Annotated in this window: 11 protein-coding genes; 3 read left to right on the top strand and 8 right to left on the bottom strand. The window is 67.6% G+C overall.

Features of this window, described 5'->3' with window-relative positions; translation table 11 throughout:
* Positions 1–18: 18 nt before the first annotated feature.
* The 3 genes from AC3ANW_RS04070 to AC3ANW_RS04060 all read right to left on the bottom strand — a co-directional run bounded on the left by AC3ANW_RS04070 (position 19) and on the right by AC3ANW_RS04060 (position 4,832).
* Entirely contained in the window at positions 19–2,454 is a 2,436-nt protein-coding gene (locus AC3ANW_RS04070; protein ID WP_488343925.1) for a hybrid sensor histidine kinase/response regulator, read from the bottom strand.
* A 195-nt stretch (positions 2,455–2,649) separates the two neighbouring features.
* A complete protein-coding gene (locus AC3ANW_RS04065; RefSeq protein ID WP_488343924.1) occupies positions 2,650–4,116 on the bottom strand; it encodes a sensor histidine kinase in 1,467 nt (488 codons plus the stop codon).
* Positions 4,113–4,832, bottom strand: coding sequence for a response regulator transcription factor (locus AC3ANW_RS04060; protein WP_488343923.1), 720 nt, complete (start codon positions 4,830–4,832; stop codon positions 4,113–4,115). Before AC3ANW_RS04060 ends, AC3ANW_RS04065 begins: the two co-directional genes overlap by 4 nt.
* Positions 4,833–4,961: 129 nt before the next feature.
* Between AC3ANW_RS04060 and msrB the strand changes: the two genes are divergently transcribed.
* Positions 4,962–5,462, top strand: a complete 501-nt coding sequence (gene msrB / locus AC3ANW_RS04055; protein WP_488343922.1) for a peptide-methionine (R)-S-oxide reductase MsrB — start codon at positions 4,962–4,964, stop codon at positions 5,460–5,462.
* Positions 5,463–5,494: 32 nt separating this feature from the next.
* The gene (msrA, locus tag AC3ANW_RS04050; protein ID WP_488343921.1) at positions 5,495–6,268 is read left to right on the top strand and encodes a peptide-methionine (S)-S-oxide reductase MsrA; all 774 of its coding nucleotides are present in this window, start codon (positions 5,495–5,497) and stop codon (positions 6,266–6,268) included.
* On the opposite strand, the gene AC3ANW_RS04045 is transcribed toward msrA, so the two are convergent.
* Positions 6,201–7,937 (bottom strand): ArnT family glycosyltransferase, encoded by a 1,737-nt coding sequence (locus AC3ANW_RS04045; RefSeq protein WP_488343920.1) that lies wholly within the window; start codon positions 7,935–7,937, stop codon positions 6,201–6,203. The genes msrA and AC3ANW_RS04045 overlap by 68 nt on opposite strands.
* 170 nt (positions 7,938–8,107) lie before the next feature.
* On the opposite strand from AC3ANW_RS04045, the gene AC3ANW_RS04040 reads away from it, so the two are divergent.
* Positions 8,108–8,590: a CYTH domain-containing protein gene (locus tag AC3ANW_RS04040; protein WP_488343919.1), complete on the top strand. Its 483-nt coding sequence runs from the start codon at positions 8,108–8,110 to the stop codon at positions 8,588–8,590.
* Here the strand turns inward: AC3ANW_RS04040 and AC3ANW_RS04035 are convergent, their stop codons facing one another.
* Genes AC3ANW_RS04035 through AC3ANW_RS04020 form a run of 4 tightly spaced genes read right to left on the bottom strand, consistent with a single transcriptional unit; the run spans position 8,591 to position 13,049 of the window.
* Positions 8,591–10,900 carry a xanthine dehydrogenase family protein molybdopterin-binding subunit gene (locus AC3ANW_RS04035; RefSeq protein ID WP_488343918.1) on the bottom strand — a complete coding sequence of 770 codons (2,310 nt, stop codon included), beginning with the start codon at positions 10,898–10,900 and terminating at the stop codon, positions 8,591–8,593.
* The gene (locus AC3ANW_RS04030) at positions 10,897–11,877 is read right to left on the bottom strand and encodes an FAD binding domain-containing protein (protein WP_488343917.1); all 981 of its coding nucleotides are present in this window, start codon (positions 11,875–11,877) and stop codon (positions 10,897–10,899) included. Before AC3ANW_RS04030 ends, AC3ANW_RS04035 begins: the two co-directional genes overlap by 4 nt.
* Positions 11,874–12,401: a 2Fe-2S iron-sulfur cluster-binding protein gene (locus AC3ANW_RS04025; protein ID WP_488343916.1), complete on the bottom strand. Its 528-nt coding sequence runs from the start codon at positions 12,399–12,401 to the stop codon at positions 11,874–11,876. The genes AC3ANW_RS04030 and AC3ANW_RS04025 overlap by 4 nt, the downstream gene beginning before the upstream one ends.
* Before the next feature lie 54 nt (positions 12,402–12,455).
* Positions 12,456–13,049 (bottom strand): pseudouridine synthase, encoded by a 594-nt coding sequence (locus AC3ANW_RS04020; RefSeq protein ID WP_488343915.1) that lies wholly within the window; start codon positions 13,047–13,049, stop codon positions 12,456–12,458.
* Positions 13,050–13,064: the final 15 nt, after the last annotated feature.

Below are 13,064 nucleotides of genomic sequence, written 5' to 3'. Positions count from 1 at the left end.
GGGCCGGTGCACCGCCCCTCATCGGGATTGCGTCAGCTCCCGAAGGCGCCGCAGCAGGAGGGTCGGCGACAGCGGCTTGGCCAGCACCTCGAGGCCGCCGCGTGTCGCGACTTCCAGCTTGTCGGCATAACCGGTGGCCAGCACCACCGGCAGGCCGGGGTAGCGTTCCCGCAGACGGAACGCAAGTTCGATGCCGTCGATGGTGCCGGGCATGGCGATGTCGCTCAGCACCACGTCCGGCAGCACCACCGAGGCGGCCAGGCGTTCCAGCGCTTCGTCGGCACTGGCGGCCCGCTCGATGCGAAGGCCCGACGCCAGCAGCATGCCCGCCATGGATGCAGCCACTTCGGCGTTGTCCTCCACCAGCAGCAGCTTGCCGCTCAGCGGTGCCTCGGGTTCGGGCTCGGCGGCACGCACGCCCACGACCGCCTCCACTGTCGGGAAGAACAGCTTGATGGTGGTGCCGAAACCCGGCTTGCTGTCGATCTTGAGGTGACCGCCGGACTGCATCACCAGGCCGTTTACCTGGCTCAGCCCCAGGCCCGAGCCGGCGCCGCGCTCGCGTGTCGTGAAGAAAGGTTCCAGCACCCGCGGCAGCACGTCGGCCGGAATGCCCACGCCGTCGTCGCGCACCATCAGCAGCACCTGGGCCGCGCCGCCATCCTGCGCCGGCAGCGCGTTGGTGGCGACGATCGTCAGATGGCCGCCCTTGGGTAGCGCGTGGCGGGCGTTCACAGCGAGGTTGATCAGCGCCAGTTCGAGTTCGGCCGTGTCCACCAGGATGGGCGCGGTATCGGCCGCCACGTCGTAGCGCAGTTCGATCATGGCGCCGAGCGTGGTGCGCAGCAGGTCGGCGGCGCCCGGCAGCCAGGTCTGGAGCTCGACCCTTTCCGGATGCAGCGCTTGCTTGCGGGTGAAGGACAGCAACTGGCGGGTGAGCCGCACGCCCGACTGGATGGCCCGCTCCATCGCCTTCACCTGCGGCTCGTGGGCCTCGGCGGGATGTTTGCGGGTGTGCAGATGCAGGCTCGCGTTGACGATGGCCAGCAGGTTGTTGAAGTCGTGCGCCACACCACCGGTCAGCACCGCCAGCGTCTCCAGGCGCTGCGATTCGAGGATGTTCTTTTCGGCCGCCGAACGACGGCGGATCTCGTCGCGCAGCGCTGCGGCAGTGGCGCTTTCCTGGTGGGTCTTGCGCAGCGCCACCCAGGAAACATAGACCAGACCCGCGCTGATCGGCGCCAGCACCACCACCAGCAACATCAGGAAATGCAGCCAGCGCGCGAACACCGCCTGCTGACTGAAACCCGCCACCACGTAAAGCGGATAACCGGATACTTGCCGAAAACTCACCAGCCGGGTGTCGCGGCCGATGCCTGCCATGCGGATCACCGTGCCGTCCGTTTCGCCCGCCCGCATGCGCTGCAGCACTTCGCTGTCTTCGGACATGCGGGTCAGGCCGTCGGTGCCGGGCCAGCGCGCCAGCACCACGCCGTCGTCACGCACCAGCGAGAACGTGGCCAGCCGCTGGTCTTCGGCGGCCAGCGCCTGGTAATACTGCAAGAAATATTCGGGTGAAAGAGACACCGCCACCACGCCGCGGAAGCTGCCGTCGGCCGACGGCCTGCGCAGGGTCAGGTTCATCAGCGGCTTTCCGCTTTGCCGCCCCGAGATCACCTCGCTGACGTTGAAACCACTGAAACGGGCCAGCTTTTCCGGATGGTCGCGCTGCTCCCTGAAATACGCGCGGTCGGCCACCGTGGCCAGACGGTTGGGTTCGGCATCGCTGCGTGCCAGCGGCCGGCCGGCAGCGTCCCAGATATTGATGTTGACCACCACCGGCAGACCGGTCGCCATGTCGCCCAGGCGCTGGCGCAGCGCGGTATCCCGTGCCAGCAGGTCGGCGTCGGGCATGGCGCTGATGGCGGATGTCTTGTGGGCCACGTCGGCCGCCACGTCGAAGGCCGCCCGCGCATGGTCGGCGGTCAATTTGCCGGCACGCGAGGCCACGCCTTCGGCGTCGGCGCGTGCGGCATCCAGCCCCCACCATGCCACGGCGATGAAGACCGTCAGCGGGATCAGCACCGCGCCCAGCAACACCATCCGCAGCCACGTGCTCAGCGGCGTGCCGACCGACCCCAGCGCCGGCCGCATGGCACGGTGCTGGCGGCGCACCTGCCCCAGCGGCCCTGCCACCAGGCAGATGACGATGGCCGACAGCATGAAGACACCCACCTGGAGCGGCGGCTGCACGCTGGCCGAAAAAGCCGGCGGCAAAGGCAGCGATGCGCCAAAGGCACACATCAGCGCCGTCAGCAGCGCGGGGCCGGTGCCCCACATCAGCGCGGCCAGCACCGTGGCCGGAAAGGCGACCACGAAAGCCAGTTCGCCGCCGATCCAGGGCTGCACCAGGGACCGGATCCCGATGGCGACCAGGCCGGCGAGGGCAGCCATGATCCAGGGATGAAGGACAGGACGTCCGCGCCGTGGTGGCGGTGCGGGAAATTCGGCAGGGACGGAATCTGGCGCTGGCGTCACGGAGGAAGGACCTGGGTGGCCGCTGATGGGCATGTATCCAGCAGTATCCGCGAAACTGGGCCCGAGTCCATCGACCGGACCGCAAATCCGCAGGATCGGAGAGGGCCTTGGTTAACCGGCCGGTCGGCCGGGTAGCCGGAAGCGGAACACCGCGCCCAGCCCCGGCAGATCCAGCAACTCGATGGCGCTCCCGTGAAGTTCGAGAATGCGCTGCACGATCCGCAGGCCGAGGCCGCCGGCCCGCTGGCCACTGCCGCCGTTGAAGGGCTGGTGAAACAACCTGGCGCGCATTTCGGGGGCGATGCCCGGGCCGGTGTCGCACACGGTTATCGCCACGTCATCGTCCAAAGCCTGCAGGCTGACCGTGACCGAACCGCCCGCGGGCACGTGGCGCAGTGCGTTGTCCAGCAGGTTGCTCAGCACCCGTTCGACCAGCCCCAGGTCGGCCCAGACCTGCGGCAGGCCCGGCGCGATGTCGGCCGCCAGCGTCACCTGCCGCGCCTCGGCGGTCAACTCGAACTTGGCGAACACATCCTGCAGCAGGTCAGCCAGCAGAAAGACCTCGGCCTCGGGCTGCACGAAGCCGTATTCGAGCCGAGCCAGTTCGAACAACGACTGCGCCAGCGCCCCGACCCGGCGACTCTGGTCCAGCGCGATGCCCAGGTAACGGCGGCGCTCGCCGGCATCCAGCGTGGCGTCCTTCAGCTGCAGGGTCTCCAGGTACCCGTGCAGTGACGACAGAGGCGTGCGCAGGTCGTGCGACACGTTGGCGATGAGTTCGCGGCGCTGCTGGTCCTGCTGGCTGAGGGTGCGCCACTGCTCGCCCAGGCGGACGGACATCAGCCGGAAGGCGGTATCCAGCCGACCGATCTCGTCGCTTCCGCCCGCACTGGACGGCGGCAATTCGGGCGTCTCGGCGGGCGCGCCTTCCATGTCGAAATCCTGCACCCGCCGTGTCAGGCGGCGCAGCGGCCGGGTGATCCACGAGAACGCCGCCAACCCTGCCAGCAGGCAGCTGGCCGCCACCATCGCAATGGACCACAAGGCTGTCCGAAGCACGGCGCCTGTGTTGCCCTGGGCCGCCACCCGGTCGTGGGCTTCGCCCAGCAGCACCACGTAGATGAAACCGTCCATGCCGCCCTGCAGGTGGATCGGTGCGGCGCTGAAGACCTTGCGGCCGTCCGTGCTGCGCGGGTCGTCGCCCAGGATCGGCAGCATGCCGCCTGCCAGCAGCCGCCGCACCGGCTGCAGGTCGACCTGCCGACGCCTGATGGCGCCTTCCGGGGCCGCATGGCCGGCCACGCGACCGGCGCTGTCGAGCAGGTAGACCTCCACGCTTGGGTTGACCACCATCAGCTGGTCGAACAGCCGCCGCACTTGGCCGGGCGATGCGTCGTCGGCCATGGTCAGCTGTGCGCTCAGCGCGATGTGGCCTGCCAGGTCGCGCGACAGGCCCTGCACCACTTCCAGCTCATGCATCCGGTTGCTGCGTACCTGCAGCCAGGCCGATGCGCCGCTGCATACCAGCAGCAGCACCGCGAAGACCAGCGACAGGCGCTGGGTGAAGCTGAGCTTCATGCCTGGCCCTCGGCCGGCGTGAACCGGTAGCCGCGGCCCCACACGGTGAGGATGCGGGTCGGCTGCGCCGGGTTGTCCTCGATCTTGGCGCGAAGCCGGTTGATGTGGGTGTTGACCGTGTGTTCGTAGCCTTCGTGCTGGTAACCCCACACCGCGTTCAGCAGGTCGAGCCGCGAGAACACCTTTCCCGGATGTCGGGCGAAGTAATACAGCAGGTCGAATTCACGCGGGGTGAGGTCCAGCACCTGGTCGGCCAGTCGCGCCTGCCGGGCCACCGGATCGATGGCCACGCCGTGCACCGCGACGCTGCCGGATTCGAGCCTTGCGTTTTGCGCCAGCGCATCCACCCGCCGCAACAGTGCCTTGGCGCGGGCCACCAGTTCGAGCACCGAAAACGGCTTGGGCAGGTAGTCGTCGGCCCCCAGTTCCAGCCCCAATATCCGTTGCACTTCGCTCGAGCGGGCGCTGATCATGATGATGGGTGTGTAGCGTGCCGAAGCCCGGGCGCGGCGGCAGATCTCGAGTCCGTCCACACCGCCCGGCAGCATGATGTCCAGGATCAGCAGGCTCCAGTCGCCCGAGTTCAGCGCCTGCAGTCCGTCGTCGCCGCGGGCACAGTGGGTGACGTCCCAGTTCTCGTCGCGCAGGTGCAGTTGCAGCAGGTCGGCGATGGGCTGGTCGTCTTCGACCAGCAGGATGCTTGGAGGCGTTGTCATGCCCGCATTCTGCGCAGGCGGCGGCGCTTTGAGTTATCACGATTTGTTGAACTTTGCGTGATGACTCGGGGATGCACGCCCGCTACGCTGCGAACATCCGCCCGAGCCAGGGCAGACTGGAGACACGCCATGAGCAGCCGCCGCAACTTCTTCGGAATCCTCACCGCCGCCGGCGCCGTCGTCGGCACTGGCCTTGCGCTACGGCCCACCGCCACGGCCGCCGCAGCCGCGGAAACATTCGCCGTCACCTACAGCGATGCCGAATGGCGCAAGCGCCTGTCGCCCGACCAGTATTCGGTGTTGCGCAAGGAAGGCACCGAACGCCCGTTCAGCAGCCCGCTGAACAAGGAACACCGGGCCGGCACCTTCGCGTGCGCAGGCTGCGCCCAGCCGGTGTTCTCGTCCACCACCAAGTTCGAGAGCGGCACCGGCTGGCCCAGCTTCTGGCAGCCGCTCGACAAGGCGGTCGCCAACCACATGGACACCACCTTCGGCATGGTGCGGACCGAAGCCCACTGCAGCCGCTGCGGCGGCCACCTGGGCCACGTATTCGACGACGGCCCCAAACCCACCGGCCTGCGCTACTGCATGAACGGCGTGGCCATGACCTTCACGCCGGCCGCCGGCTGATTCCACTCCTCCGACCGCAAGGCATTCGCACCATGAAAACCACGACTCCGAAGACCCGTACGCTCCCCGCCACAGACATCGCCCGCCGCCGCTCCATGGGCTGGCTGCTGGGAGGCACGCTGGCGATCGCGCTGGTGTGGCAGGCCATGCCCGGCGCATCGGCCGCCGAGGAATACGTCGCCATTCCGCCCCCGCTGCAGGACGTCGCCGTCGCCCCGGGCGCCCGGCTGCAGAAGGCGGTTTTTGCCGGCGGCTGCTTCTGGGGCGTGCAGGGCGTGTTCCAGCATGTGCAGGGCGTGCAGAACGCGGTGTCGGGCTACGCCGGCGGCCAGGCCGCCACGGCCAATTACGATACCGTGAGCGGCGGCCGCAGCGGCCATGCCGAGGCGGTCGAGGTCACCTACGACCCCGCCAAGGTGAGCTACGGCGCGCTGCTGCAGATCTTCTTTTCGGTCGCCCACAACCCCACCGAACTGAACCGCCAGGGTCCGGACACCGGCACCCAGTACCGGTCGGCGCTGTTCCCCGTCGATGCGAGCCAGCAGGCCGTCGCGAAGGCCTATATCGCCCAGCTCGACGCCGCCAGGGCGTGGTCGGTGCCCATCGTCACCCGCATCGAGAACGGCACCACCTTCTACCCGGCGGAGGCCTACCATCAGGACTTCCTGACCGAGCACCCCAATCACGGGTACATCGTGGTGAACGACCTGCCGAAGGTGGCGGCGCTGAAGAAGAATTTCAGCGCACGGTACCGGCAGGAGCCGGCGCTGGTGAAGGATGCGGCTCGATCCTCCGATAAAGGATGATCGGTCCGAAGCCGACCTCGGCCCGGTAGTGCGAGCGCAGGTAGTCGTCGAGCACCGTCACACCGCTGCTCACCGCACTGGCATTGGGTTCACGCACGGAGTCGAAAGTGCTCTCGAGCCATGCGTAGCTTGTCTGGTCCCGTTCGAGTTCGGCGACCATCTCGCGTTGCACCCGCTCGCCGGTCTGCAGGCCCGGATCGAAGTGGTGCCAGCGGGTCGCCGGCATCCGGCGGGTCAGAAAATAGACCGACACGTCGTTGAGGAAGATCTTGTCGTGCCTCCCCAGCCCGACGAATATCCGTTGGTCGGGCCGGGTGTGCTGGACGAGGTATGCAGCGGCGTCCCGCCGATACCACGGCACGGTGTACAAGGAAGCCTCCCCGACCTCCCGCACCGTGGGGTCCAGCGAGACATCGGCGACCTCCCGTTGCGGTGACTCCAGAACCCGTATCACCTGAGCCAGCGAGTTCTTGATCCTCTTCGGCTCCTCGCTCGCCATCAGCACCACGCAGACGCACGACACGCAGGCCAGCGCCATGAAACCCCGGACGCACCACGTCAGAAACTTCGGGCTTCCCTGCACCAGCACACACAGCAGCGTCAGCGCCACGTACGACGGCAGAAGAGACAGCTGCATGTGCTCGAAGCTGACACGAACGACACCCTTCAGATAGAAAAAGCCGGACACACATACCAGCAGCAGCATCGCGGTGATCATCGGATCGGCGGTGTTGCCCGAGCGACCACCAGCGCCGCCGCCCTCGAACACCCGGCGGCGCTCCGCCAGCAGATAGACACTGGCGAGCGCCGCCGTGACCAGGGGCACGTAGATCGACAGGTTGGTCAGCGCGCTGAAAGTCCCCTGGCGTTGCCACACCCGCCAGAGATCCGGAAACGGGAGGCTCCGATTGGCTGCGTAGGCGTGGAGCGGAAACGACACGATGTCGTGGAAGAAAGGGCCCAGCGCGCCGGTAACGGCATACATGGCCAGCAGCAGCAGCGGAAGGGCCGCGCCAGCGATGTAGGGCAAGAGCCGGGCCGCAAAACCCGGGGGCATCGACACACCGGTCGCACGCGCCAGCAGCATCAGCACACCCGGGGCCAGCAAGTGCGCTACCAGGGCAAAAAAACCGACGTCGTAACGGAAGAACGCGGTCAGCCCCGTCAGCAGGCCGGCCAGAAAGGCCGGGGTGGGGCCGGCGCCCCGCGTCAGCACCCGCACCATGATCAGCGTGCTGGCCAATGTGCAGAGCAAAGCCGGATAAACCGGATAACCCGCATTACCGACCGTCGAGAGCCAGAGCAGGCAGATGAACACCGGGAGCAGCGCGACCAGCTTCCGGCAATACGGCAACACCAGGGCGTACACCGCCGTCAGCACACCCGCGCGCATGGTGGCGTCGAGCAGGCGTTCCACCAGCACGCTGCTCCCGAACAACTTGAACAAGCCGGCCAGCAGGTAATACGGTGCCGGTCCGTAGTTCGTATAGAAATCGCGGTGCGGCACATCCCCATGCAGCACGCGCCATGCGGCCGTCAGGATGATGCCCTCGTCATACAGGTCGACCTCGCGGATGGACAGCAGGACGATGAAAAGAAAACTGCCCGAGAAAACCGCCAGCAGACGCCACGCCAGCCCCCACGCAGAATAGCCATTCGGCAACTGCAATCCGTGGTTCCGTTCCCGTTCTATCCGCATCGTCCTCATCCATAGGTTCAGCCCGGGCGAAGGTTGCGCGGGCAAGGCGCGCACATTCTCGCCTCAGCGACGGCACCCGGTCGGCAAGGCGGCGCGCTAGACTGCGCGCCCTTCTCTCAACCGGCCCGGAGGGCGCGCATATGGCAGTCGAGATCGAACGCAAATACCTGGTCGCCGACCCTTCCGTCCTGGCGGGCCTGACAGGCGTTCGCATGGCCCAGGGCTATATCGCGGACAACGGCATGTGGGTGCGTGTGCGCATCGCGGGCAGCGCCGGGTACCTCACCCTGAAGGGCCCGTCGCGCGGCATGTTGCGTGCCGAATTCGAATACGAGATCCCGCTGGCCGACGCCGAGGCCCTGCTGGCCGACCACTGTTCGCACGGCGCCCTCGACAAGGTCCGCTACATCGTGCCGGTGGATGGTTTCGACTTCGAGGTCGACGTGTTCGAGGGCCCGCTCGCCGGGCTGGTCACGGCCGAGATCGAACTGGCCTCCGAAGACATCCAGCCGCCCTCGCCCGCCTGGCTTGGAGCAGAAGTGACATCCGACCTGCGCTACAGCAATTCGCAGCTGGCCAAGAGCCGGCAGATACCGCACGGCGCAGTCTGCGCCGGGCGCTGATCACAGCAGCTTGTCGAGCGTGATCGGCAGGCTCCGCACCCTTTTGCCGGTGGCGTTGAAGACGGCGTTGGCCACCGCCGCACCGACACCCGTGATGCCGATCTCGCCGATGCCGTGTGCACCCATCGGCGCATGCGGGTCGGGGATGTCGGTCCACATGACCTCGATGGCCGGCACGTCCATCTGCACCGGCACGTGGTACTCGGCGAGGGTGGCGTTCATGATGCGGCCGTAGCGTTCGTCGAAGAAGGTTTCTTCGGTCAGCGCCAGGCCCAGGCCCATGATGATGCCGCCCTTGAACTGGCTGGTCGCCGTCTTGGGGTTGAGGATCCGGCCGCAGTCGAAAGAGCCCAGGAAGCGAGAGATGCGCGCCTCGCCGGTGACCGCGTTCACCCGCACCTCGCAGAACTGCGCGCCGTAGGAATGCATGGAATATTTCATCATCTCCAGCGGCGGCGGCGCCTTGCCTTCGGCTGCCACCTCCGATACGCCGGCACCGGCGAGGATGTCCGCATAGGACACCCAGCGCGCGGTGTCCTGCAGATGCCCCAGGCCGCCGTCGCGGGTCGCGACTTCGTCCGCGTCCAAGCCGGCCAGGGGAGAATCCTTGCCCGCCATTTTCAGCAGGCTCTTCACCAGTTCCTCGTGCGCCGCGATGACCGCCCCGCCGATGGAGGCCGTCTGCGAAGAACCACCCGCCAACGTGCCGGGCGGCAAGGCGGTGTCGCCGTATTCGAACGTCACCCTGTCCAGCGGCAGGCCCAGGCGCACCGCCGCATGCTGGGCCTGCACGGTGGCAGTGCCCATGCCCATCTCGTGGCTGGCGATCTGCACGATGCCGCGGCCGTCGGCCGTGACGCGGATGCGTGCGGTGCCGCCCGGCATGCGCATGTAGGGATAGGTAGCGGTGGCCATGCCCATGCCGACCAGCCATTCGCCTTCGCGCCGGCTGCCCGGCGTAGCCGAACGCCGGCTCCAGCCGAACCGCTCGGCGCCGTCCTGCATGGCTTTCGTCAAATGGCGCGACGAGAACGGCCGGTCGGAACTGGGGTCGTTCTCGGGTTCGATGCGGCGGCGCAGTTCCACCGGGTCGACCTGCATGCCGTGCGCCAGTTCGTCCAGCGCGCTTTCGAGTGCGAAGGTGCCGACCGACTCGCCCGGCGCCCGCATGAAGGTGTTGGCCACCATGTTCATGTCGGCCACCTTCTGCGCCACCAGCAGGTTGTCGGCGGCATACAGGTGGCGGGCAGGAAAGGTGAACTGCTCCGGGCAGTTGTTGTGCGGTGTCATGGCAGCGCAGCCGGTATGGATGAGCGCGGACAGCGTGCCGTCGGCCTTCGCTCCCAGTGCCACCCGCTGGCGTGTGGTGGTGCGGCCGCCGACGGCGCGGAACACGCCTTCGCGCGACAGCATCACGCGCACAGGCCGGCCCGCCATCTTCGACGCGGCCGCCGCCAGTATCTGGTGGTCCCACAGGCCCTTGCCGCCGAATCCGCCACCGACGAAGGGCGAGATCACCCGCACATCCTCTTCCTTCAGACCGAAGACCTGGGCCAGGGTCCAGGCGGTGGCGTTGACCATCTGGGTCGCGTCGTGCACCAGCAGGCTTTCGCCTTGCCAGGCGACCGTGGCGGCATGCAGTTCGATGGCGTTGTGGTTGTGGCGCGGGGTCTCGTATTCGGCATCCGTGACGAAGGCCGCATCCTTCAGCACAGCCTCGGCGTGGCCCACTTCGATACGTGTGGGTTCGCCCAGGATATTGTCCGGCTCACGGGCCTTTTCGATCGCCTTCTCGAAAGATGTCACCGCTGGGCCGGCTTCGTAGGAGACCCGGATCAGTGACTTCGCGTGGTCGGCCTGTTCCTGGGTTTCGGCCAGCACCACCGCCACCGGCTGGCCGTTCCAGTGGATGTTTTCGTCCTGCATGATGGGCAGGTCGCTGGGCCCGGCCGCCTTGGGCTTGGTCATCATGATCGGCGGCGGCTTCAGGCGCGGCGCGTTGCGATACGTCATGACCAGCGCCACGCCCGGCGCGGCCTCGGCCGCCGTGGTGTCCATCGACACGATGCGGCCGGCCGGGATGCTGCTATAGGCCAGCGCCGCGTACAGCATTCCGTCGAGGTCGATCTCCGCGGCGAACCGGGCCTGGCCGGTCACCTTCAGCGGGCCGTCGACACGTGACACCTCCTTGCCGAGCAAGCCTCGGTCATTGCGCAGCGGGTCGGGTGTGCCGCCGGGCAGCCAACGGTCGGGCACCACGCCGAGCACCTTCTGCATGGCTTCCTTGGTAAGGTCCTGGATGATGCTCATGCGGTTTCTCCTGCCAGCGAACCCATCACCGCAACCAGCGTGCGTTGGGCCAGATCGATCTTGAAAGCGTTGTCACGCAGACCGGCGGCATCCGCCAGTTCGGCCTCTGCGGCGGCCTGGAAATTGGCCTCGGTGGCCGGCGATCCCCGCAATATCCCTTCCGCCTTCAACGCCCGCCAGGGTTTGGCGGCCACGCCGCCCAGCGCCAGCCGCAGGTCCTTCACCAGGCCGCCTTCGACCTGCAGGGCAGCGGCCACCGATACCAGCGCAAAGGCATAGCTCGCCCTGTCGCGCACCTTGCGGTAGGTGGATCGGGCTCCGAAGGCGAGCGGCGGAATCTCCACGCCCACGATGAGTTCGCCAGGTTGCAGCACATGTTCGATCTGCGGTTCACCGCCCGGCAGCCGGTGCAGGTCCACCAACGCCACCGTCCGTTCGCCGGCCTGGCCTTGCAGATGCACCACCGCGTCAAGGGCGGCCAGCGCCACGCACATGTCGGACGGGTGCGTGGCGATGCAGGCGGCCGATGCGCCGAGGATGGCGTGGATGCGATTGAAGCCGTCCACCGCGTCGCAGCCGGCACCCGGACTGCGTTTGTTGCAGCGGGTCGTCTGGTCGTAGAAATACTGGCAGCGGGTGCGCTGAAGCAGGTTGCCGCCGACGGTCGCCATATTGCGGATCTGCCCGCTGGCGCCCGCCAGGATGGCCCGCGCCAGCACCGGGAAACGTTCGCGGACGGCGGGGTCGGCGGCCACCGCGCTGTTGCTGGCGGCGGCGCCGATCCACAGACTGCCGTCGTCCCGCGCCCGGATGTCTTTCGACAGGCCGGATACATCGACCAGCACATCGGGCCGCTCGATGTTCTCGCGCATCAGGTCGACCAGGTTGGTGCCGCCGCCAAGGTACCGGGACGATGCTCCGACCCATTGCAGGGCGGCGGCGGCGTTGTCGGCGCGCTGGTAGGTGAAGGGGGTCATGCGGCCTCCTTCGAGGCGGCCGGTGTCGCGGCTTCGTAGGTTTCGGAGATGGCCTCCACGATGCCGTTGTAGGCACCGCAGCGACAGAGGTTGCCGCTCATGCGTTCGCGCAGTTCGTCGTGGTCCAGCACCACCGTCGGACGCGACAGGTCCACCGTCACCACACTCGGCATTCCGCGCCGTGCCTCGGCCATCATGCCCACCGCCGAACACAACTGGCCGGGCGTGCAGTAGCCGCACTGGAAACCGTCGTGTTCCACGAATGCCTGCTGCAGCGGATGCAGGCCGTCGGGCCCGGCCAGCCCCTCTACCGTGGTGATGCCGCGGCCCTGGTACTGCACCGCGAGTGCCAGGCAGCTGTTGATGCGTTCGCCGTCGACCAGCACGGTGCAGGCACCGCAGGCGCCCTGGTTGCAGCCCTTCTTGGAGCCGGTCAGCCCCAGGTGGTCGCGCAACAGGTCCAGCAATGAGGTCCGCAGGTCGATCGTCGCCTGCACCAACTGTCCGTTGATGGTGAATTCCATGAAGGCCTTCGTGGGTTTTTTTACCCATCATTGGCCCGCTGCTGCGGCGGCTTGCTACCAGCTGTGAACAACGTGCGATGCGATGCGGCCGGCGTCTTCCTCGCGCCAGGTGCCCGGGGCGATGTCCAGCACCCTGAAAGGGCCTACGGCGGCCCGTACCAGGCGCAAGGTCGGGTAGCCCACCGCCGCCGTCATGCGCCGAACCTGCCGGTTGCGGCCTTCCCGGATGACCAGTTCGATCCAGGCGGTCGGTATGGACTGACGGTTGCGGATCGGCGGTTGCCGTTCCCACAGCTGCGGCGCCGGCTCCAGCAGGCGCGCGCGGGCCGGCAGCGTCGGGCCGTCGTTGAGTTGCACACCCTGGCGCAGCACCTGCAGTGCGGCTTCGTCCGGCCGGCCTTCGACCTGCACCCAGTAGGTCTTCTCCATCTTGAAACGGGGGCTGGAGATACGCGCCTGCAACTGGCCGTTGTCGGTCAGCAGCAGCAGGCCTTCGCTGTCGGCGTCCAGCCTGCCGGCCACATGAACGCCGGGCAGGTCGATGAAGTCCTTCAACCCCTGCCAGCGGCCTTCAGCGGTGAACTGGCTGAGCACGCCGTAGGGCTTGTTGAAACAGATGAGGCGCGGCGAACGGGGGCTGGGAGTCATGCCCCGGAATCTACC

It is taken from the genome of Xylophilus sp. PBN-3R, assembly GCF_057747805.1.
This window is presented reverse-complemented; position numbering and strand designations above follow the sequence as displayed.